The following is a 22,278-nucleotide window of genomic DNA, read 5'->3' on the forward strand; positions in this document are numbered from 1 at the left end:
TCTTGATAATCTCGAAGATAAGTTAATAAGGTATTTGGCGAGATTCCTGCTAACTGACAAATTTTTGGGTGCGATATTTTTTGACTCTTTAACCAAAGAACTTCCATCTTAAGTTGAACCTGGGGATGGGGATGATGAAATCTTTCATAATACAGTGAGTTCTTTTCTTCTTCCGTGAATTCTAGGTTAATTATGTTTTCAATGAGTGCTTTGCTTCTAATTATGACCCTTAAACTATATTATTGTCTTTGAGTAAAAAATGCAAGTTATAGCCGTGCAAAGTATAACACCGCTACTCACACCACCTGTTCGGGGACTAGAAGGAATGGCCAACGCTTCAGCAAGGGCAATTGAACCCTCGCCAATTTTGTTGGATGGACCAACATCTGCATAAATCGCATTGACAATCTTGCCGTTTTTACCATTAAAAACCACGGCAAGATCCCCCAGTTTTGCCCCGGCACTGCCACCACTGGGGAGAACAATATAGGGTATCCGAGTAGAACCAACATAGCGACTGGGATCAGTTTTTGCCCTAGTTCCATCCTGTAAAGCTGTCATAGAGACAAAATAACCTTGATAGGGTCTAGAGGGTTGCTCATAAGCTCGATTAGGATTTTGAGGGTCAGGGACAAGAATATTCTTCCATCAAGACGTATTTGGATAACCGGCATTTTTCAGATCATCTAAGCCAATATTGTCTGGGTGATAAGCATTAGGCGCACCATCGGCATCAATACTCATTTTTGATTGATAGAAAAAAGCGGTTTGTCCTGAAATTTGCCAAACAGAATGACCGCCAATTTCAAAGAGTTTCGTTCTTGGTTCACAGCTTATGGGAGACGCTTTAATTTCTAAAGTAATCTTTTCACTAGCAACAGAATGATTATCTTGATCAAATCCTCTCGCTTCAATTTGACGTTTGCCGTTGTCAGTAAAACGATAAGAGACTGACCAATTGCCATTAGAAACTAAGCTATTACCGAAGTGCCACTTACTTTAAACGGTCGGCCCATGGGCATTGTTAGAATACGGAACTAAAGATTCGACAGATTGAAACCACGATTTAAAGGATAAATACCCGGTGGCAACCAAAATCCTTCGGTATAGCCATTCTCCCATTGCATAAAAACATGATCGAAGAAATCGAGGTTTTCAGCATGAAGGTCTTTAATTTGCCATTTAGGCCCGTTTATTCCGGTTTCGTGTTTGCCCTGTTGATCATCCCAATCATTCTCTGGGTTGGGAAATTGAGTCCGTTTTGCTCCATCTTTGGTGATGAAATAGATATGACCCGATTGATCCTGATTATTTCGAGGCCATCTTGCTCCTATTGCCCCACGAGGTGCTAGGTAATCTTTTTTCAAAAAGTAGAGAAAACCGAGACGACGCAGTTTTGTCTCAACGCCTGTAACTCGAATATTCTCAGTTGAAAAGGGATCTTTAAACAGTGCTTTGACAGTGGCTAATCCTAACTTTTCAGCCAAATATTTCATCACACAGGAGACAGAATAAGCACAGGGATATTTAGCAATAGATGTCTCTGGGTCCTGTTCAACTAATTCGTTTAGTTTGTTTCGACCTTCCTCCGTTGCTTCCATAAAGGTTGTTTTGGACTGGAGGATGGGTAGGATTCCTTGTTCAAATAACCGGCATCCTTCGGCATCAGTTAACCTGTGATCGGTTGGTAGGGAATTGGTGTGTTGGAGTTTTTTGTAAGCATCTAAAACCAGACCGTTGTGAATAGTCTTAGTATAATCCATGAGGGGTGAAGGGTCTGCCACATAAATTATAATGCTGGTTTCTTCTTCATGATTAGCTTGATCATAGCCAAAGGCAGTAATTTTGCGCTTGCCGATATTCGTGAATCCTGAATAAGTAATCGACCAAGAACCATCCGTTTTAACCTGACCACTGCCAAGGGGGTGTTGATCATCTGCTTTGAGTTTTACAGTGACTATTCCAGGATCGACTTTACCTGTAAAAGTAACAGGTTTTAGACGTTCAAAGCGAGCATCATTGATGGGACTAATAATTTGTAGGGAAGTCATGGTATTTCTCCTATGAGATTGTTGAAAAATTGACTGTTAGACGAATTGATCACCCAATGAAGGATTAAAAGCGATCGTTTCCAGATCAGTACGATAGATACCAACTTTATGAATTTCCTCTGGTAATCGTGGCCAGATGTGGACTTCACTCTCAAAAGTGCGCCAAAATTGCGGGGTAATTCGGAAGACTCGGTTATTAACAAGGGGAAGTCCGGTAAAATGTTCCTGCATTCTGGCATTAACGCGCCGATTTAAGACCTCAAAGACTTTTTTGACCGTAGCAGGATTATCATATCCGTCGTAATGATTGAAAGTGATTCCTGTTTGATTTTTTAGCTGATTACAGAAGCTTTTAGGTTCTTCGGGTCGTTGAACTTCTTTATAGCCATTAGCAAAAACATCATGAGCAATTGCCTCTAGGTAAAGTTGTTTCTGAGCGACGGGATTTTGAGCATGGAAGAGAATCTTAGCCACTGCCAAAGTTGAGCCAACACAATTGCCAAATGTTCCCCAGCTACCAAAGGCCAATAAATCATCATAAGGTAACACAGAAGTGGCATTCCAAGCCCCATTAAAAAGTCGGCCATCAATGATAACTAATTTACGGCGTTGTTCAGGAGAATAGTTGTTGTACTCTGATAAAAAATGAGTATCTAATTCCGCTTGTTCCTGGTCGTCTTTCTGATAATCATCAATACTACCATTTTGACGACGAGTTAGGATAGCGACCTCGAAATCCCAGTCAGTTTCTGATTCTTCTAACCCAACTGCTGGTAATTTTTCAGTCACAAGTTCTCGTGGTGGTCGTCTCCCGTCGTACCACATTTCAGTCTCCTTATTAGAGATGCGGACACGCACTTTAGTTTTGGGAAGAGTTTGAGCGATTCCCATTGCTACTAATTCATCTGCTCCCCAAGTAATTGGCTGTTTGAGATCCGAGAGATTATACTTATCCAGAAGATTGTATAATCTTGTTTGCATTGTTTCTCGCACATCTTTGGATGAATGTTTTTGAGAATCTCCCATCGCACAAACGACAGCTGAGATTTTTCGATTCATCGACTGTAATAGACGGATAGATTGTTCGAGTCTCCACAACTCTTTGTCGTGTCTTTCTTTTGCCCAATCTGGATAAGGAGTTGCATCCGGTTGAGGAGGACCGACACCAACAAAAGATTGGACAATAACCGCTTTTTCAAATTGAGAAATAGTGGGGAGATAGTCTTCAGGATATTGTACCAATCGTTCTGCAATAATGAACGCTGTATCCTTGACCCGAAGCAGTGTAATCAGTTGTCTAACTAAAGAATCTGTTTGTCTTCTCGGACTAAGAACGTACACAGGACAAATCCGTTCAGAACGGTTGTCTTGTCCATTAGGGGGAATCCCCACTCCATCTCCATCTTGTTCTGTTGGTCGATGATACACCTTAAATTGAGACAGCTTAATATCTTGTAATATCTTGGCCATAGGGTCATTACTTTTAATTTCGACATGGGGAATATAAGCGAACCATTTCGCCATCTCATTAACAGGGGTTGTTAATTCTAATTCCCAGTGGTTATTGGCGGCAGATTTGTAATCATTAATCTCAAGTTTATCTCCTGCTGTCAAGGAAAATTTTTGAGTATGGTCGGTAATCTGACTGCTATCTAGGGTAGATTGTTTGATAACAGTATTGACTAGAGCTTTCAGTTTTTGGGTAGTCATCATTTTTTCTCCTTTAAGATGGGATTCTTAAACAGTAATTAAGCTAAACGGCTTTTACTTCGGATCACCGATATAGACTCCAAAAGGGTTATAGCTATTGGATCATGCAGGTTAAGCGCCGTTTAGCTTAACAAGTCATCTAACGCTTTAACTAAGCCAATTAGCGTTGCAGGTGTTCCTAATTTAACTGCCAAAATTACTGCTCCAATGAGATTAACAAAACCCTTGGCAATGCCAATAAATTGGTTAGCTTTTTCAATTGTTTGAAGAGCATTTTGCACCTCCTGAGTGGATTTTTGAAGTCTTATCGCTGGAACTTTTAAGTCAGTTAAAACCTCTTGAAAGATAATCAAACTCAAATCATCCACTAATTCTAATAATCTTCTCTCATAGCGAGCGATCGCTAAAAATTCTTCAGGTTTTAACTCACCTTTGTTAAATAATTCATAGCGTTTTTGCTGGAGAACAGGGACTAATTTTAGGATTCTTTGAGCAAGTGCTTTAGCGTCTGAGCGAGTCAATGTATTCATCTTTTTACCTCAATTTAAATGAGACAAATAGGAAGCATTTCTACTGAGCCTATTGGTTGAGTTTAGAAACTAAAGGTTTAGCTTCTTTGAGATAGTTATCTAAAACTTTTTCAGCTTCCTTGAGTTGTTTTTGAGTAGGAAGTTCTAAGGTCTGCGAAATCCCAGCCGTATCAGAAGGTGGATTCTGTGGACAGAATGACTGAATCGCTTTTTTATCCATATTATTACCCAAGATAATGGCTAGTTTATGATGATTTTGAGCCGTAAGCGATAATAGTGCGATATAAGCCTCTGCTTGCTCTTTTCGACTGTTCAATTGAACTTTTTCTTGGGCATATTGTTGGGTAATTACTTGAACTTCATTGGCAAACTCTGTCATATTATTGCGATAGCGAGTGGGTGCTTGTTGAAATCGCTCTTCAAAGTAACGATAAAGTCCAACTTTTTCACTTTCTAACCTATCTCGGTAAAGTTGATTAACTTCATTGAGCAAGAAAATATATTGTTGAAAATTTTCATCTTGGCAAACAATAACAGATTTAAGATTTTTACGCTGAATGGGCTTAACAACAAAATTATCCAGTAAAAAGCCAACGATATTTTCTCCCGCTTTAACATAATCTGAATTGATCTGCACGGATATTTTAGCTTTTTCAAAGATGGAATTGAGATTGGTAATGGCACTCCCAATATCCGTGAGATTTTGGTTCAGTGAAACCCGTTGATCACCTGCCAATTGTCCGAGGGATTCTAAATAATTGACGGCAAGAAGATTGGCTTGAATGGTAGATTTAGCGACGGGTTTAAAGCGATCGCATCGTTCATCCATTCTAATCGGGGGAAACTTATAAGGATTAGAATCTCCCGTGACTGGAAATTCTTCAAATCCTTCTAATGTTCTTGTCCGACTATTTTCACGAGTTAAAACGCCAGAAGGAGACGGAAATTGAGTTTGAGCAAAGGATGATTGGAGTTTCTCGGTTTCATCCAGTCGGTTTTCTCGTCTGAGACAAGATTCATATATATCTTTTCCCAGCTTTTCAGATGTTTCTTGAATTGTTCCTGATACCTTACTAAATTCTCGGACTTGGCTTAAATCCTCATGGCAACCACTGGTTATTAAGCAAAGAGAAATAAGAGAAATCCAAAGGGTTGATTTCTGAAAATTAACTTGTCTTGGTTCTTGGTTAGATTTCATGGTGGTTAGTTTTTATAATTTTGGTTAATATTGAGGTTGAGGACAAGTTCCTAAGCCCCAATCTACATATAGAGCACGGGGATTAGTATCTCGTAGCCAACTAACTAATTTTTTGTAGTCAGCAATATCGTAGATACCAAGGCAACCTGCCGTTCCTGGACAGGGACCATGACAATATTTTCCATTCCAATCAATATGGATTTCAATAGCACTTCGCCGTGTGGAATTCGGTCCGACATATTTGATAGGGGTAGTAACTGGACCCAGACCATTACTAAAAACAGTCGGTCCATATTTATCTTTGCCACCTGCCCAGAGAATGTCATTAATGTACCATTTACCTTCAGGCAGCGGTTCCATGGAACCCGATACACTTTGAGGACCGGTGCGGAAAAGTTGTTTACTCCGTTGTCCAGAGCAAACTTTAAGATGATCTTTTACCTGTCCATTCTTGATATATTCCAAAATGAGAATATATAAACCATCACCGTCTTTCTGGTTAGTTTTAGTCAGTCGGAGATAAGTTCCGAGAGCAGGTTGAGGAGTAGGTGGGGGTGTTGTTTCTTCTCCCCACAATTTAGCCCAAGTTTTTGGTCCGACTTTCCCATCTGCTTCGGAGTGACCAAAAACGTCAGCTTGGAATTTTCTGACCGCCTCATCCGTGCCACTGCCAAAGATACCATCCAATTCTTTCTGGTAATAGCCTAAATCTTTTAAGCGTTCCTGCATTTCTCGGATATCATGGCCTGGAGCATCTTCATCACTCATGCCTTTGAGTAACAGTCCTCGATTTAATTGAGGTGGATTTTCCACTTGAGAAAGGGTTTGATTACGACCTGCGAATAAAACTTGTGCTGCTTGCGGAATAGGACTCCCCGGTTCAGCAAGATGAAAATTCCGAGCATTAGGATATTGTTGCAACAGATCGATCAAATCATCTTTAAAATTGGTTTCTAGTTTGACAACCTCTACCACTTGTTGATCATTGTAGGCAACAACTACCGTATTTCCCCCATCTAAATATCCTTTCAACCAAGTTACAGAATGTTCAGGAGAGACTTCAAGCTCAATAGGAGTTCCAAAACTATCATTTTTACGGAATAAAGCTTCCTCATCTTTACGGCGATTCGTTAACCCCTCAAGCACAACTTGTACCCCGTTAACTGTTGCTTTATTCCAACGTTTAAATTCATTGGCAGCCCCCTCATAATCCTTGTCATTCAGTTTACGTCGTAAGGTACTGTCTTGAAAAGCTCCAATGCCTACGTTATAAGCAAAGGAAACTAAAGCGTCAAACTGATTTTGATTTAGAGCAACATTTACCAATTTATCCACAGCCTTGGCTTTTTCCTCACATTCATGGACAAGGAAGCCTTCCGCTTGTTGATCAGTAATCTTATCCCCTTGTTTCACAGGTCGTCCATCAGGATAGCGAGTGGTTCCAATTCCAATTGTCCAAACGCCAGCTGGACATTTATAAGCGGTAAGCTTGCAACCTTCCCACTTTTTGATCAGATCAATACAGTTCTGTGATACTTTCATGGCAAATCCTCCTAATTAGGTCAGATTATGGGTTTTTATGTAAGTAAAGTGAAAGCGACATTTTTGAGGCAGCGAAGTGCTAAACAGAGACTATTTCTTTCTTTCTCAAAGCACCAAGCTCTTTCTCAAGAATCATTTGAATTTCGGGAATAGCAGGTTCATAGGGTGGATTAATATTCAGGTCTGTCCAGCGATTTTTAACACTTTCATGTAAATTGCTAACATCCCCTTCAAACTGACGAGGTGCTGTTCCCGCTACATTAAATGGCCATTTTGACGTATTATCAAAACTCGCACTACAATTGGGATGAACTTCATGTTGAATATAACTTTTATCTAAGGCCAAACCCAAGGCTTCGACTTGTTCCATCATCCACAATAAAGCTCCATCGGATAGGCCAGATTCTTTCTGAGAACCTCCACCAACACAACCATGACCCCCTGGAAACCAAACCTGAACCACTTGTTCTTTTTGTTGTCTGATGTGGGTAGAATGGGGACGGATTAGTGTTACATCAAATACTTTACGAATTTCATCAATGGCAACTGCATGAAACGCCTTTTCAATTGTAGGATTGATGGTCGAATCATAAAAGCGATAACGTTCGTTGAACTTTTCATCCAAGTGCAGAGAATGGACGATATCAGGGATACCTAAAGAAGCAACCGTATCCCAACAGCATAAGGCTTTAATGGGAACTCGTCGTCCATACTGATTACGGAAATCAATGGCATTTTTACCGTTAGGTGCGTTATTTGGGTCTTGTTTTTCTCGGTAAATTTCGTAGGCTTTGGGGATTTGTCGGATAAATTCTCGATACAACAAACCACAATTATAAATTAACCCAGCTAAACAGCGTACAGTGTAAGCTCCCCGACTAAACCCAAAGAGATAAATTTCATCTTCAGGTTGATAGTTTAAGCACAGAAAACGATAGGCATCCTCAATCTTATGATCCATGCCAATGCCTAAAGCACCTCCAGCAATTTTAATTAAAGTATCAGTTACCTCGGCATTAGATTGTTTTGTCCCAATCCCTTCGTCATAGTAGATGATTTGACGGATGGGGTTGCCCTTACTATCATCAAGTGGTGTGATAGCTTGCACCATTTTGACAACATTGGTAGGATAACCTTGTCCTAAATCTTGCCAAGTTCCATCACAACAAACAATAAGACGGCTTTTCATAGCGATGAACCTCCTAGGTTTCTTAAAACTCGCCAGTTTATGGAATATTTGAGGATTCTAGTGAATCATGACTCAAAATTATCGAGATTTTCCTTAAGGTAAAATTTCCGCAAGACTCAACCAAGACAAAGGAAGTTCTAACTCTGTTCGGAAGTGAAATAGATGAGTTAGATAGCTGGCGTGACTAGGTAAAATTAGATGCGGTATTTATACTTACTACTTTAGATCGTCTATCAGAACTTGCTGCCCTAAAGACGGCAAATTAATACATTTCTTTAGATTTATGTATATAAGTTTACAGAATATTGTTGAGCTATTTATTAATAAAAAAAGTTGAGTTTGATTGCCAACCATCTTAATACCTAAGCTCGCCAACCTGAAGTTTAGCTGATTCTCGATCGCAATTTTAGCCCACCCTAGCACTGCGCTCTTTTCCCACAAGGATTTTTACCAAGAAAAATGATCTGTCTGCCTGAGAACAGGCTATAGTAATCATCGAACCCTCAGTGAAAAACTTCCCGTGTCTTCAGTATTCCGTCTTCGTCCCTATTTTTCCCCCGCTCTGCAGCGTCGAGTCATCAAAACTCTCGCGGCAAAAAAAACCCGTCAATTCTTGACATGGGCGGCAGCTTGTGCTAGTTTTTTGATCCTCTGGGCGTGGAATTGGCAGTTAGTTTTGGCCACTTTAACCGGGGTGGGGGCGATGATCGGAGTTTACCATCTCCAGGGTCAAAACTGGCGCTCGCTGTGGCTGTGGGGGCGTGCTTTTTTCAGCGCCGATAGCGGTAAGTTAACTTTAGCGGTAGTCTGTGGCGGTTTGGGCAGTTTAGCCACCTATCTCGCTCTGGCAATTTGGACCTATGCCGAAAATCGCTGGTTGGCCCTGGCCTCAATTTTGCAAGGATTTGGCACGGTTTTGACTTTAATCCTGCTAGGATGGCATTTTCTCGACCATCGCGGTCAAAATGAGTCAAAAAACTTTGATCGCTGGTTAGAAAAATTAACAGTCAATGATCCCTTAATGCGCTTAATGGCAGTCCGACGTTTAAGTGAAATGCAACTTTCCCCCAGTCGTCGAGAACAATGCCAAGAATACTTCCGTTATCTTCTCTCGCGAGAAACCGATACGCAAGTGCGATCGGCTTTACTCGATAATTTTGCCAGCAAAGAAGCAACCAAACCGCAACCTCTACAAATGCCGCTATCGGTGAGAAAATCCGTCCTCAAATCAGTGAACAGTAAACAGTAATCAGTGAACTGAAAACTCACATCTGATACTAAATCCGTTAAGTATAGGCTACTTATGAGGAGAGGCAAAAGGGAGAATAAATAATCAGTTTTTAATAACCGGATTTAGTATGATAACTGATAACTGATAACTGAATGCTACCCCACCATGAAGATAACTGCTATAGTTAAAGCTAAGGCTAAATGCTGACTGCTAGAGGCTGAAGACGATATTTTTTTTACACCAAAGTTAACTCGCGCTCCTCGATATTTTGGAACATCAGCGTACTCAGATAACGTTCCCCGAAACTAGGCTGAATCACCACAATTAATTTACCCTCATTTTCCGGTCGTTGGGCCAATTGAATCGCCGCACAAAGATTAGCACCGGAAGAAATCCCTGAAAGCAAACCTTCTTCTTTTGCCAGACGACGACCAAATTGAAAAGCTTCCTCATCACTGACAGTAATTACCTCATCAATCAGATCTGTGCGTAAAACTTCCGGAATAAAACCCGCACCGATACCTTGAATTTTATGGGGACCGGGATTACCACCAGAAATCACTGGACTATTGAAAGGTTCCACCGCGACTACTTGAAAACTAGGTTTACGGGGTTTAATTGCCTCAGCGACTCCTGTAATCGTGCCTCCAGTACCCACACCCGCAACAACAAAATCTACCTGTCCCTCCGTATCTTGCCAAATTTCCTCAGCAGTGGTGAGACGGTGAATTTCCGGGTTAGAAGGGTTGCGAAATTGTTGCAACATATAAGCGCTGGGGATACTATCAACGATTTCCTGAGCGCGTAAAATTGCCCCTTTCATACCTTGGGAACCGGGGGTAAGTTCTAGGGTAGCACCGTAGGCTTTTAACATCGCCCGGCGCTCTAAACTCATCGTTTCCGGCATAGTTAAAATTAAGCGATAACCCTTAGCTGCCGCAGTCATCGCTAGGGCAATTCCCGTATTGCCAGAAGTGGGTTCCACTAAAACCGTGGTTTCTGGATTGATTAAACCCGCTTTTTCGGCGCTATTAATCATGTGAGTGCCAATCCGGTCTTTGACGGAAGCAGCGGGATTCATCCCTTCTAATTTCATCACAATTCGGCCAAGACAGCCCTCCGCTTGGGGAATCCGATTCAATTGTACTAAAGGTGTGCGGCCAACCAATTCGGTAACATCGTGAGCGATACGCATGATATTTTCTCAGTCTAGGTGATTCGTGTGCTTAGTTATAGCGGTAAGCTCTGTGCTTTAGCGTTTGAGAATTTCCTCACTAGCCAAGGAGGCGCTATATAGCTCACTTATAGCAAAGGCCAGCCCTAGATCGGCAAAATTTCCATTTTCCTTTGTTTCTTCAGTCGGTCCGAGTTGATTCCCAGAAACAGGCAAAACTACTATGACCGAATAAGATTGCTTTTTTCCAAAAGCTTATACTTGTATTAAAATAACTATAGATTAAGTTACTAAAGTCAGAATTACGGTCATGACCATTCAATCTAATCTAGCTATATTGAAAGAACAACACATAGAAATTAAGGGCTATTTGATCGATAGGTTAAAAGCACGTCATCTAGAATGGATTGTAGAACATCTTGATGATCCTGTAGCGGCGGAATTGTTCCAGATTATCATACAAGAACGAAATGATAGAGCCAAAGTTAATTCAAATCAGTCGTTGCAAATATCCAGACACGAGGGCAAAATTGAACAGTTAGGAAAAAGTAATCAGAATTTATACAACGAGAATGTTGAGCTTAAACAAGAAGTCAGTTATTGGCAAGAAAAAGTTAATGAATTGCTACAAAAATTAGAGCAGTTACGTCAAGATTTATTAGACTTTGATCAATCTGAGATTTATCGTTTAGGTCAATGGTTAAAGGCTAGTCTATCTAAAACTGCCCGGGAACGTCAACAGGCTTTACTGGAAAAGGAATTAGTTCATAAAGACAGTTATAATCTAGCGGTGAGCGATCTAAAAAATACTATTCAGCAACAACAGGATGGGATTACACAAATAAAAGAGCGAGCCATCTCTACAGTTGAATCTCTGGAAAAAACTAATGATAAACTACGAAGACAACTGGGCGATATTAAAAAATATATTATTAATAACTATGGCGATAAAAAGTGGCAAGAAATCACTCGTTACTTTGCAGATGACCAGGAACTGAAGCAATGAATTTACTAGAAGAAATGAGCTATCGCCAATGGCAAAAAAGAAATAGTGAAGTATTTCATGGTCTTTCCCCAGAGCAACAAAGACAAGCGAGAAAAAAGGGCTATTATAATATCGGCTGGGGAAAGGTTAAAAGCTCTTGGGAGCTTCTTCAGGATTTTAAAAATAATACTTATAAAGTTGTCAGTTTATTTGAGCATGAATTAAATAAGGGAAGTCTTGTCAAAGCCATTGATTTAGCAATTATTGAGTCTGAAAATGCCAAAAAAATGTCTGAAGAAGGAAAACAAGAGTTAGAAAAAATCTCTAAAAATTTGCATGAAATAGCAGATAAAGCTTTGGCTAAATATCCTTTATTATGATTATTATTTATGATGTACTGCCATGACTAAAATATCAAAATCAAAGTTGTCTAAATTATATAGCTCCGATGAAATTGCAGAAATCTGGAATGCTAATCAACATCTAGCAGTTATCGAACATCCCCAAAAAGGATTAATTAGCCCGAATCAATATCGAACAATGGCCAAAGAAAAACCCTGTCCTTTTTGTGGCAAAAAGATGAAACATGGCGAAGAATTTAAAACTTCTTCTCAGTCAGAAGCGGTCAAAAGGGGTTACGAATATAATAATTCTCAAGGGGAAAAAGTTATTAATCAAATCAATCAGATATTTTTTCATCCCAATTATGTCACTATCGATCATATAATTAATAAAGCTCGCTGTCCCGAAAAAATGTTTGATTTTGACAACTTACAACTGGTCTGCTGGCAGTGTAACCAAGCAAAAAGTGATGATAATGCCTATGAACTTCGTCACACTTATGAGTATTTATCTAGCCTAGTCGATGAAACAGCACTTCGTTATCCTCTTCTTGAAAAGACCAATGACTTAGCAGAGTTTAACAAATTTTAATTTTAATAAACTTTAATTAAGTTTATAATCTGATTAAATAGCCTTCAACTCTAATCGAAAACTCATAGTAAAATTCCACTATAATTGAATTGAGCTAATCTGAGTCAAAATGAATAACTTGTTTGCTTTTGCCTTAGGTCTAAAAGAGACAATTTACACCTATCATTACGTCGCACTTTAGCAAAGGCGAATTTAAAGTCAGGCTAAATTTTTGTGAAATTTTCTTGACTATTATGACAAAAGATGCTAGTTGTTCAGATAATTATCAGTAGTTTTTGATGAAATTATCACAAATTACTGGCAAGTTTAACTATTAAAAGAGGGTGAGCGCCCAGGGACAAATCCGAAACCTAGCTGCTAACAACCGAAAAAGTTAGGTTAGTATGAGGGAGATACCCTCTGAGGAGTTGCACTAATTATATGGACATCAAATTAATCTTGTTGGCATTGACGGCCGTATTCACCGTCTCTTGTCTCTTTTTCGGCACCCGCAACGGTTTTTACGATAGCGATAACTACGATGGCAATGGTTCCGCTCACTAACCAGTCATCATGATCAGGGTTGCCATGGTTCAACGCTCTACTGCCGTCTGGGGGTCAAAATCCCTTTTATCCTGTTTACCTTTTGGTGTCGGTCACGCATCAGAAGGGGTTTGTCTCCTACTGAAAATCGGTCCCTATCGCATACTTTTAGATTGCGGTTTGGCCGATATGCAACCCCTGACCCAAAACAAAAAACCCCCCGTGGATATGGTGTTCTGTAGTCATGCCCACAGCGATCACATCCGTGGGTTAATGGCTCTCCATCAGACCTATCCCCAATTGCCAGTTTATGCCAGTGAGGTGACAGTACAACTGCTGCCCCTACAATGGCCGGATGCTGCCGAGGAAATCGGCAGTTTCTGTCAGGGTTGGCCATGGCGATCGCCGATCACTCTCTTTGATGATCTCACCGTCGAGATTTTTCCAGCTGGCCACCTCCCTGGGGCCGCCGTGGTCCTATTCACCTACAAAACCCCCAAACGCACCTATAAAGTCCTCTATACCGGCGATTTTTCCCTGTCTAATTTTCAACTGGTGGAAGGATTATCGATCGATCTGCTGCGGGGAGTATCCCCCGATGTGCTGATTATTGAAGGCAGTTACGGCACAGAACGCCATCCCCACCGACGACAGCAGGAAAAACAGTTGATGAATCGCATCTATCAGGCGATCGCTGAGGGGCAAAATGTCTTACTACCCGTCCCCGCTTTGGGATTGGGTCAGGAAATTTTAAAATTACTGCGGTCGCACCACCAATTCACAGGCCGCGACATTGATATCTGGGTTGGGGGCAAGATCGCTAAAGCTTGCGATGCCTACCTAGAAATTTTACCACAATTTCCCGCATCTGTCCAGAATTTTGCCAAACATCAGCCCTTATTTTGGGATGAGCGCATCTGTCCCCGGTTGCGAAGGTTGCCAGAAAAACCGACACCTCTAGGGGGAACCACTCCGATAATTCTACTAATCGATCGCCTAGGGGAGGTGAGTAAATATCTGCAAGGGGATAAACCTTGGTTAATGTTAGCTCCCCAACACCTGCACGATATCAACCTGGAGAATCCCCGATTAAAAGCGGCACAGCGTTCGCGATTAATTAGCCAAGAAACCTATCTACTGGCCGAACATAGCGATAGTCGCAACACCACCCAACTGATCCATAACCTGCGACCACAGCATATCATGTTCGTCCATGGCTCGCCCCTATATCTAGCGGATTTGACCAGTTTAGAAGAATTACAAAGCCGTTATCAACTCCATTCTCCGGCCGTGGGAACTCTGGTGGAATTGCCTATTGGCGATCGCTTTATGCAACCGACACCCCCGGCCCCCAGTCACTATGAGGGAGAATTAAATGAATCGGATTTGATCGTCACTATCACCTTACCAGAGCCGATCACCCGGGATCCCCGGTGGAGTAATTTCGCCGATACGGGACTGGTGGAAGCGCGCTGGCAAGGGGAAGAATTATTATTACGGGGAGTCTCCCAACGGGAATTATTAAGCGAGAGTCCCAATCGCATCACCAAAGCTTTAGAGGAGATGGATTGCTGTCGTGTCTGTGTCCACTACAAAAGTCAGCGCTGTTGGAATCCCGCTTCTCCCCTCTACGGTTTTAAAGTGGTTGCCGAAGGCTATTGTCCCGTTTTTGAGGGCAATATATAGGGTTTGCTGAAAAAATCTGAAACTGGCTCTCAAAGGGGAAGTCCAGTCAAAACTTCTACTGTTTCTCCCGCTTGTATAGTAGTTTTACCCTGGGGAATTATGGCTAAAGCATTAGTACCCGCTAAATTAATTAAATTAGCCGAATTGTGTTGTCCGGAAGCGAGTTGAAATTGATAAACTCCCTCGATAATTTCTATTTTTCCCCAGAGATAAACTTCTCTTTGTCCCTTAGATTTGAGAGTATCGCGGGTGACAACTCGCAGAAATTTGTTCTGATATTCTGTCAATCCCGATAATTTTTTAATGGCCATTTGCACGAAGCGCCAACAGCAAACTAAAGCAGAGACGGGATTACCGGGGATACCAAAGTAAATACAACCGTTAGGAAAAGTAGCAAAGGTTAGGGGTTTACCCGGTTGAATAGCAACGCTGCCAATCAGAATTTTTCCCCCTAATTCCCCTAAAATTCCCTCGATATAATCGTAATCTCCTACGGAAACACCGCCGGTGGAAAGGACGATAGCACTAGAATTAATGGCTTTTCTGATCGTTTCTCTGAGAAGATCGGGATTATCTTTGATTATACCTAAGGGTCTGGGAATTGCCCCTAAACTGGCGACAAATGCGGTTAAAGCGTAGCGATTCGAGTCAATAATTTGACCTTTTTGGAGGGTTTCATCGGGATTAATTAATTCATCTCCCGTGGAGAAAATTGCCACTTGGGGACGGGAAAACACTGTTAATTCGGTAGCTTGTGCCGTGGCTAAAACCGCTATTTCTGGGGAATTAAGGGCAATACCAGCTTTTAATAAGGTATTTCCCGCTCGATAGAATGTGCCGCGTTGACGCACGAAAAGACCTATTTTTTCGGGAGGGATAAGAATCGCCACTCGCTCGCCTTTTTTGTCAGTATTTTCCTGCATAATAATCGTATCACTGCCGGCGGGTAACATTGCTCCTGTAAATATTCGGGCTGTTTCTCCGGGTTGAATAATTTTTTCGGGGACTTTGCCGGCGGGAATTTCGGCGATAATCTTTAAAGTAACGGGATTTTCTGGATTAGTGTCTTTGACATCTTCGTAGCGGACAGCATAGCCATCCATAGCAGAATTATCCCAATAGGGAAAGTCTAAATCACTGCTGATATCTTCGGCTAAAATGCGCCCAAAAGCTGCCTCTAGAGAAACTTTTTCTGTTTCTTGTCGGGGTTGAATTTGAGTTAAAATTATAGATTCTGCTTCTTTGACTGAGTACATGGATTAAAAAAAATGAACCGATTAGCTAGATTAAGGGTGGAAGATATACAAGCTTGGGTCGGGGAAGTGCATTTATCGGATCTGAAGGGTCAGACTCCTTATTATATACCGGTTTTGAACCAAGTTAATACCGAGGTTTTCGCTCTCCAGATTCACTGTCTTGAGGGGGAGATTTTGTCTTGGGGAGATGAAACTGTAACTTTTCCTTTGATGAGTGTGATTAAACCTTTTTTGTTATTATATCTTTTAACTCATTTAGGGGAAAATGCTGTTTTTCGTCGCGTGGGAAAAGAAGCTTCTAGTTATCCTTTTAATTCCTTAACTCAACTGCAAGAGGATTGCGGTTTTCCCCGTAATCCTATGATTAACAGTGGTGCGATCGCCTTGGCGGATTTATTAGCAGGAGAAACGCCAGAATCTCGCTGTGAAAATTTGCTTTTATGGTTAAATGAAATGGGTAATTGTCAATTATTTCTTGATCGTTCTGTGCTTGAGTCTGTTCACTCCTATCCTAAAGCACACAATCAAGCTTTAAGCTTAGAATTAGAAAAAAATGGTTATATTAGTCATCGTTATTTAGCCCTAGAAACCTACAATCGAATCTGTTGTTTATCTGGAAAAATTGCCGATCTTGCTAATTTAGGTAAGTTGATTTTAGCTGCTCCTTTTGGTGAAATTATTCTAGAAATTATGACTAATTGTGGACTCTACGAAGCTTCCCAACAATTCGCCCTTGAGGTGGGTTTTCCCACTAAATCGGGAGTCAGTGGGGCGTTATTATCAATTGTACCGGAACAGGGCGTTATTGCTTGTTATAGTCCGCTGTTAAATGAGCAAGGTAATTCAATTTTAGGACTTAATTTACTAACACATATAAGTCATTTTGTCAAGTAAATTTAATCTATGAAAATAAGCTTTAATTCCTCATAAGATGCGCTTACCCTAATAATTCCAGTGATCAATTGGCTATCCTGATCATCTCTGGTGATTTTCCCGCAGCATAAATATCCCAAATTGTCCTATAAGCTTTTTCTAAATTGCGGGTAAAAAGAAGGGTATCAAATAACGGATAAGTAAGACGATTTTGTGCTAGTTTCTGTTTAATTTCCTGCAATTTATCAGGAGATTTTGCTAAATTAATCGCTAAATTTTTATACTCCTCTAAATTCTTAGTAATTAATTCAGGTAGGCCAATAGCTGTCAATAAACTAGCACCAACACGGGAAGGAAAAGTTGTACCTGGACAAGTTATAATCGGTAAACCTGCCCATAAAGCATCACTCCCAGTAGTATGAGCATTATAGTATAAAGTATCAAGAAATAAATCAGCTAGTTGATGTCGCGCCAAATGTTCCGGCTTAGGTTCGAGATGGGCAAAAATTAAGCGATCACCCTCAATTCCTCGCGCTTGTGCTTCCCGACGTAGATTTGCTTCAGCTTCAGCTACTCTCGAAAATAACCATAACACACTACCGGGAACATTAGCCAAAATTTGCATCCATACAGTGAATATTTGCGGCTCAATTTTATAGGTATGGTTGAAACAACAAAAGACAAAACCCGATTCAGGAAGACCATACTGGGAACGAGTAACAGGTTTAGATGATATAATTTGTTGATAATCATTAGCCTGATAACTATCCGGTAAAATTACTAATTTTTCAGTAAAATTATCAGCAGATTCCGGTGGGGTAACTATGGCATCACTAATAATATAGTCGATAAAATCTGCTCCCATTGTCCCCGGATAAACCAAATAATTAACTTGAATCGGTGCAGGTTTTAAAGCCAATATTTGCGTCCGCGCCTTATCAATATACCCCATCAAATCAACTAAAATATGCACCCCATCATTAAAAATCCGTTGTGCAGATTCCGTAATTGATAAAGTAGCAATATCATAAAAGCGATCGCAATCATTAGCAATGCGACGACGATATTCACTACCATCATCAGGACCATAGGAATAGGCAATTATTTCAAAGTTATTGCGATCATGTAAACCAAACACACTTTGCATCAAATGACTGGTGGGATGGTTACGAAAATCATGGCATAAATAACCTATTTTTAATCGTCCAGATCGGGTGCGGGAATGGTTAAAGTTGAGGGATTTAGTCCCTAAGGCTAATTGTCTTTTAACCTCTTGAGCATAGTTACAAGCTACTTTCAACTGTTGACTAGCAGACCAAGGTTTATATAAGGTATCAAAGGGAGTTACTGCGGTAGATTTTCCCTCTTGTAACTGTTTTTCGGTTAATTGCCAAAGTTGGATTAAATCAGCTTCTCTTGTGTTCCAATTACAAGTCATTTCCTTCATAGAAAATAAGCAAGCAAAAGCCTCTAATGAATTAGGTTGAATGGCTAAAGCTTGCTTAAATACGCTCATAGCTGCTTCTACTTTGTCCTGTCTTCCTAAAGCTAAAGCCAAACTATTATAAGCTTTAATGTATTTAGGATTAAGCTTAATTGCTGCTTGAAAATAAGCGATCGCTTCTTCAGTCTTTCCCTGTAGTTGTAACACATTGCCTAAATTAAAGTGTGCTTCTGAATAATTAGGGTTTTTCCTGATTGCTTCTTGAAACTTGACCCTGGCATCCCCTAACTTATCCTGCATTTGTAAGACTAAACCTAAATTATTATCAGCAAAAGCATAGTTTTGATTGCCACAAATGGCTTTGTTAAAGCAAATAATCGCCTCGTCTAAATTTCCCTTGCTAACTGCTATTATTCCCAAATTATTGTGAGTTTCTGCATAATTAGGATTAATCAATAAAGCTTGCTTATAAGCCAAAATAGCTTGATTAATTTGTCCTAAACTATCCATGATCACCCCCAACTGATGCCAAGCAGGTGCATATTGGGGAGATTGATTAATTAATTGTTGATAGAGAGCGATCGCTTCTTCAAGCTTAACCTGTTTTTGCAAGGTGTATGCTTGCTGATAAAGGGTATCTGCTGGCGAAGTATCAAGCTGATTATTTGCTATATTTCCTCCAACTAAAGGAGAAATAGGATCGAGAGTAATAATTTTACTGATGTCATCATTTTGAAATCCTAAAGCTTGGGGACGTTTAACTCCTTCTAAGATTTGTATATCATAAAGTTCGGTAACTTCACCTTCTAAGCGTATCCAGTGAATAACTTCACCTGTTTTCAAATCAATAATTAGCAGACCACAGCGAGGTTCTGCTTCTTTAGCCATTAAATTATCATCTAAGATTAACCCCGAAAAAGTCTTATCTCCCCCACGACTTTTAGATAATCCAACAATGGCATAATTTCCGACAAATGCTAAACCACGCAGAAAACCAGGACAAAAAGTAACAGGCTCAAAAATGCCTTTGTCTTGATCAATATAACCAAAGTAACCCGTACCCGCATTTAATAACCATAACTTACCCTGATAAAATCGGGGAGAATGAGGCATAGATAAACCAGTAGCAATCACTTCATTAGACTGAATATCAATGACACAACCGCCAGTTTGTCTTCTATCTCTCCACCCATCCACCACATCTGATTGACTACAAGCGGTAACATAACGCGCCTTCCCATCTAAGCTAAACGGCGCTTAACCTGCATGATCCAATAGCTATAACCCTTTTGGAGTCTATATCGGTGATCCGAAGTAAAAGCCGTTTAGCTTACCAAAGCTAAACCATTGAGATGACAACGATCTTCATTGACTAAAGCGGAAATAAACGATGGTTTCCATAGGGGAATACAACTATGGCGATCGCTGACTGTTGCCAGACAATTTAACATGGTACTGATAAATATAATTCTTTCAGATAGATTTTCTATTGCCAAATCGTGAATATCTAAATCCCCAGTAGTATAACTAATGCGGGGGATATAAAGTTTATCGTAACCATCATAAAGCTGTTCGGATAATAGCACATTATCTAGTTGCCAGATTTGATAGCGGGAACTAAGATAAATCCTTTCTGGGGTAGCATATAAACCCATGGCGCGGTCAAATATCCGCTCAAATCCCGACATCCCCCTTTGAGGGTTAACTCCTAAAAACATCAGTCGAGAACTTTGATAGGTAGTAAAAGCCAGACTAATCTGCTGAGACTCTAACCAATCAATGAAGTTACGGGAAGCAATTATCTCTACGGGAATAGATTGATTAGTATTGGGAGTTGATTGATTCATCATAACCACAGTCTAGCCTGTAGGGTGTGTTAGCGATAGCGTAACGCACCAATCTAATAATAGAGTTGGTGCGTTACGGCGGATTGTTAATTTTGGTTTTTTGACGGAATTGGTAGCCGCAAATACGCACAGAAAACGGGTTTCTTCAAGAAACCCGTTTTCTAGGTGACTTAATGCTTCTTTCCAGGGTTCATTATAATTGGCAGTTGTTGGGTTCATTTTTAATCATTATGCTAACCGAATCACAGAAGTAGAGCTTAGACACTTAGATAAAGAAGCTACTAACATTAATGCTTCCTAAAGCAGGTAAAGTACCAGTAAATCCAGTGATATTTACTAATAAATCATTGCTGGATTGGAAGCCAGCCGTGCTATCATTAATAATTAGATAAGTTCCGGCTATTGCACCAGTTGTTACTTGCACTAAGGCAGCACTATTAACCCCTAATCCTTGATTGCCTGTGGTGGCTCCATTGGCATCAGTAAATACTTGATTGACTAAATTCTGTAAAGTGGTGACAGTGCTATCAGCAGCGCGACTGAAACTAATCGGTGCATTGGTGGCGAGTCCGCCTTGAGTTAATAAGTCGATTTTATCACTATTGATGGCAAAATCCGTGATACGATCGCTTGCGGATATGGTAGATTGTCCAAATTGGAAGATAAAAGTATCTGCACCTGGACCACCAGTTAGAATATCAGCGCCATTAGCACCATTAATTTGATTAATGCCACTATTTCCGGTGATATTATTGTTACCAGCGTTACCTGTACCGTTAATATTATTACTGCCAATTAGTCTCAGGTTTTCGACATTATTGGGTAGGGTGCGAGTGAGACTGCTTTGCCAAGTATCAGTAATGATAACTTCTCCTATTCCTCCTTCGGGGTTAATGGTAGCATTAACTGGATTTGACAGGGTTATTGTAAAAGCTTCATCGGCTTCGTTGAGGTTATCATTGAGGATGGGAATGCTAATAGTAGCGGTGGAAGTATTAGCAGCAATGGTGATAGTTCCGGTTTTGCTAGTGTAATCTACATCGGCGGTAGCATTAATCGGTGCAGTGGTATAATTGAAGGTAATTGGTTGCGGATTGGGGTTATCAACTGTGACGGTGAGGATGGCATTATTATCTAAGCCTTCGACCACGGTAATATTATTGATGGAGAGTTGGGAAAAGTCGTCATTATTAATAGTCCCCGTCACTGGAGTAGTTGTCCCAACTGTATAACCTGTCCCGGTCGCGAGAGTTAAAATAACGGTTTCATCGGGTTCAACAGTTGTGTCAGCAGTGGGGTCAACTATTACAGTCGCAGTCTCTGAATTAGCAGCAAAGGTGACACTGGTGGGAATAGAAGTGTAATCGCTTCCATTGGTAGCTGTCCCTTCAACTGTATAGTTGACGGTTAAAGCATTTGTTGTTACTCCACTGCGAGTGAAGGTATAAACCAGATTTGTTGTCCCGTCTTCTGTCACACTTGTGGGAGAGACAGCAAGAGTGATAAGCTAAACGGCGCTTAACCTGCATGATCCAATAGCTATAACCCTTTTGGAGTCTATATCGGTGATCCGAAGTAAAAGCCGTTTAGCTTACTAGGTAAATCATCATTGGTAATTGTCCCGGTAACTGCGTCAGGAGTACCTACTGTATAACCTGTCCCGGTCGCGAGAGTTAAAATAACGGTTTCATCAGATTCAACAGTTGTGTCAGCAGTGGGGTCAACTATTACAGTCGCAGTCGCTGAATTAGCTACAAAGGTGACACTGGTGGGAATAGATGTGTAGTCTGTCCCGTTGGTAGCTGTCCCTCCGATTGTATAGTTAACAGTTAAGGGATTAGTGGTTACTCCACTACGGGTAAAGGTGTAAACCAGATTTGTTGTCCCATCTTCAGTGACACTACTGGGAGAAACTGCTAGGGTGACACTGGTATCATCATTATTAATTGTTCCCGTCACTGCGGTGGTCGTACCTACTGTATAACCGGCGTTGTCAGATTAAGAGATGATGAGGTAAAATAAATAAAAAATAAAATAAGCAGAAAGAACAATGAAATGCCCAGAATGTCAAAGCCATCACATCAATAAAAATGGTCATCGAGGTCAA

17 protein-coding genes and 2 pseudogenes are annotated in these 22,278 nt (G+C 40.6%); 7 read left to right on the plus strand and 12 right to left on the minus strand.

Annotated elements, in window-relative coordinates; genetic code table 11:
* The 8 genes from IM322_RS16425 to IM322_RS16460 all read right to left on the minus strand — a co-directional run.
* A partial coding sequence (locus IM322_RS16425) for a helix-turn-helix domain-containing protein (protein ID WP_287713267.1) occupies positions 1-194 on the minus strand: 194 nt, incomplete at its 3' end.
* 40 nt (positions 195-234) lie between these two features.
* The gene (locus tag IM322_RS16430) at positions 235-561 is read right to left on the minus strand and encodes a glycoside hydrolase family 75 protein (protein WP_287672331.1); all 327 of its coding nucleotides are present in this window, start codon (positions 559-561) and stop codon (positions 235-237) included.
* A gap of 476 nt (positions 562-1,037) precedes the next feature.
* A complete protein-coding gene (locus IM322_RS16435) occupies positions 1,038-2,051 on the minus strand; it encodes a hypothetical protein (RefSeq protein ID WP_287672329.1) in 1,014 nt (337 codons plus the stop codon).
* Between the two features lie 36 nt (positions 2,052-2,087).
* The gene (locus tag IM322_RS16440) at positions 2,088-3,761 is read right to left on the minus strand and encodes a DUF4127 family protein (protein WP_287672327.1); all 1,674 of its coding nucleotides are present in this window, start codon (positions 3,759-3,761) and stop codon (positions 2,088-2,090) included.
* A 122-nt stretch (positions 3,762-3,883) separates the two neighbouring features.
* Positions 3,884-4,291 (minus strand): hypothetical protein, encoded by a 408-nt coding sequence (locus IM322_RS16445; RefSeq protein WP_287672325.1) that lies wholly within the window; start codon positions 4,289-4,291, stop codon positions 3,884-3,886.
* Positions 4,292-4,340: 49 nt separating this feature from the next.
* Positions 4,341-5,489 carry a hypothetical protein gene (locus IM322_RS16450; protein WP_287672323.1) on the minus strand — a complete coding sequence of 383 codons (1,149 nt, stop codon included), beginning with the start codon at positions 5,487-5,489 and terminating at the stop codon, positions 4,341-4,343.
* A gap of 24 nt (positions 5,490-5,513) precedes the next feature.
* Positions 5,514-7,031, minus strand: coding sequence for a glycoside hydrolase family protein (locus tag IM322_RS16455; RefSeq protein ID WP_287672320.1), 1,518 nt, complete (start codon positions 7,029-7,031; stop codon positions 5,514-5,516).
* A 79-nt stretch (positions 7,032-7,110) separates the two neighbouring features.
* Positions 7,111-8,220 carry a T6SS phospholipase effector Tle1-like catalytic domain-containing protein gene (locus IM322_RS16460; RefSeq protein ID WP_287672318.1) on the minus strand — a complete coding sequence of 370 codons (1,110 nt, stop codon included), beginning with the start codon at positions 8,218-8,220 and terminating at the stop codon, positions 7,111-7,113.
* Positions 8,221-8,740: 520 nt separating this feature from the next.
* Between IM322_RS16460 and IM322_RS16465 the strand changes: the two genes are divergently transcribed.
* On the plus strand, positions 8,741-9,469 hold the full coding sequence (locus tag IM322_RS16465) for a hypothetical protein (RefSeq protein WP_287672317.1): 729 nt from the start codon (positions 8,741-8,743) through the stop codon (positions 9,467-9,469).
* 217 nt (positions 9,470-9,686) lie between these two features.
* On the opposite strand, the gene cysK is transcribed toward IM322_RS16465, so the two are convergent.
* On the minus strand, positions 9,687-10,646 hold the full coding sequence (cysK, locus tag IM322_RS16470) for a cysteine synthase A (RefSeq protein ID WP_287672316.1): 960 nt from the start codon (positions 10,644-10,646) through the stop codon (positions 9,687-9,689).
* A 289-nt stretch (positions 10,647-10,935) separates the two neighbouring features.
* Between cysK and IM322_RS16475 the strand changes: the two genes are divergently transcribed.
* The 5 genes from IM322_RS16475 to IM322_RS16495 all read left to right on the plus strand — a co-directional run bounded on the left by IM322_RS16475 (position 10,936) and on the right by IM322_RS16495 (position 14,751).
* Entirely contained in the window at positions 10,936-11,631 is a 696-nt protein-coding gene (locus tag IM322_RS16475) for a hypothetical protein (protein WP_287077275.1), read from the plus strand.
* Complete coding sequence (locus tag IM322_RS16480) at positions 11,628-11,990, plus strand: hypothetical protein (RefSeq protein WP_287672314.1); 363 nt, start codon at positions 11,628-11,630, stop codon at positions 11,988-11,990. The genes IM322_RS16475 and IM322_RS16480 overlap by 4 nt, the downstream gene beginning before the upstream one ends.
* Positions 11,991-12,036: 46 nt before the next feature.
* Positions 12,037-12,543, plus strand: coding sequence for an HNH endonuclease (locus IM322_RS16485; protein ID WP_287672311.1), 507 nt, complete (start codon positions 12,037-12,039; stop codon positions 12,541-12,543).
* Between the two features lie 420 nt (positions 12,544-12,963).
* Positions 12,964-13,086 (plus strand): DUF8629 family protein, encoded by a 123-nt coding sequence (locus IM322_RS16490; protein WP_002737208.1) that lies wholly within the window; start codon positions 12,964-12,966, stop codon positions 13,084-13,086.
* Positions 13,087-13,110: 24 nt separating this feature from the next.
* Entirely contained in the window at positions 13,111-14,751 is a 1,641-nt protein-coding gene (locus tag IM322_RS16495) for an MBL fold metallo-hydrolase (protein WP_287672309.1), read from the plus strand.
* Positions 14,752-14,780: 29 nt separating this feature from the next.
* Here the strand turns inward: IM322_RS16495 and IM322_RS16500 are convergent, their stop codons facing one another.
* The gene (locus tag IM322_RS16500) at positions 14,781-16,007 is read right to left on the minus strand and encodes a molybdopterin molybdotransferase MoeA (protein WP_287672306.1); all 1,227 of its coding nucleotides are present in this window, start codon (positions 16,005-16,007) and stop codon (positions 14,781-14,783) included.
* Positions 16,008-16,019: 12 nt separating this feature from the next.
* Here IM322_RS16500 and IM322_RS16505 point away from each other — a divergent pair, with 12 nt between their 5' ends.
* The gene (locus tag IM322_RS16505; protein WP_287672305.1) at positions 16,020-16,901 is read left to right on the plus strand and encodes a glutaminase; all 882 of its coding nucleotides are present in this window, start codon (positions 16,020-16,022) and stop codon (positions 16,899-16,901) included.
* 64 nt (positions 16,902-16,965) lie between these two features.
* Here IM322_RS16505 and IM322_RS16510 read toward each other — a convergent pair.
* Together IM322_RS16510 and IM322_RS16515 are read right to left on the minus strand one after the other, a co-directional pair.
* Positions 16,966-20,174 (minus strand): annotated as a pseudogene (locus tag IM322_RS16510) (DUF4915 domain-containing protein).
* A gap of 262 nt (positions 20,175-20,436) precedes the next feature.
* A pseudogene (locus tag IM322_RS16515) lies at positions 20,437-22,124 on the minus strand (Calx-beta domain-containing protein); the annotation flags it as partial.
* Between the last annotated feature and the right edge of the window lie 154 nt (positions 22,125-22,278).

Origin of the sequence: Microcystis sp. M109S1 (genome assembly GCF_020247025.1) — a bacterium.
Lineage (GTDB): Bacteria > Cyanobacteriota > Cyanobacteriia > Cyanobacteriales > Microcystaceae > Microcystis.

Bases quoted from the DNA above. Each gene is read 5' to 3' on its own strand.
- IM322_RS16430 (WP_287672331.1), bottom strand. From the start codon at position 561: ATGACAGCTTTACAGGATGGAACTAGGGCAAAAACTGATCCCAGTCGC.
- IM322_RS16435 (WP_287672329.1), bottom strand. From the start codon at position 2,051: ATGACTTCCCTACAAATTATTAGTCCCATCAATGATGCTCGCTTTGAA.
- IM322_RS16440 (WP_287672327.1), bottom strand. From the start codon at position 3,761: ATGACTACCCAAAAACTGAAAGCTCTAGTCAATACTGTTATCAAACAA.
- IM322_RS16445 (WP_287672325.1), bottom strand. From the start codon at position 4,291: ATGAATACATTGACTCGCTCAGACGCTAAAGCACTTGCTCAAAGAATC.
- IM322_RS16450 (WP_287672323.1), bottom strand. From the start codon at position 5,489: ATGAAATCTAACCAAGAACCAAGACAAGTTAATTTTCAGAAATCAACC.
- IM322_RS16455 (WP_287672320.1), bottom strand. From the start codon at position 7,031: ATGAAAGTATCACAGAACTGTATTGATCTGATCAAAAAGTGGGAAGGT.
- IM322_RS16460 (WP_287672318.1), bottom strand. From the start codon at position 8,220: ATGAAAAGCCGTCTTATTGTTTGTTGTGATGGAACTTGGCAAGATTTA.
- cysK (WP_287672316.1), bottom strand. From the start codon at position 10,646: ATGCGTATCGCTCACGATGTTACCGAATTGGTTGGCCGCACACCTTTA.
- IM322_RS16475 (WP_287077275.1), top strand. From the start codon at position 10,936: ATGACCATTCAATCTAATCTAGCTATATTGAAAGAACAACACATAGAA.
- IM322_RS16480 (WP_287672314.1), top strand. From the start codon at position 11,628: ATGAATTTACTAGAAGAAATGAGCTATCGCCAATGGCAAAAAAGAAAT.
- IM322_RS16490 (WP_002737208.1), top strand. From the start codon at position 12,964: ATGGACATCAAATTAATCTTGTTGGCATTGACGGCCGTATTCACCGTC.
- IM322_RS16495 (WP_287672309.1), top strand. From the start codon at position 13,111: ATGGTTCAACGCTCTACTGCCGTCTGGGGGTCAAAATCCCTTTTATCC.
- IM322_RS16500 (WP_287672306.1), bottom strand. From the start codon at position 16,007: ATGTACTCAGTCAAAGAAGCAGAATCTATAATTTTAACTCAAATTCAA.
- IM322_RS16505 (WP_287672305.1), top strand. From the start codon at position 16,020: ATGAACCGATTAGCTAGATTAAGGGTGGAAGATATACAAGCTTGGGTC.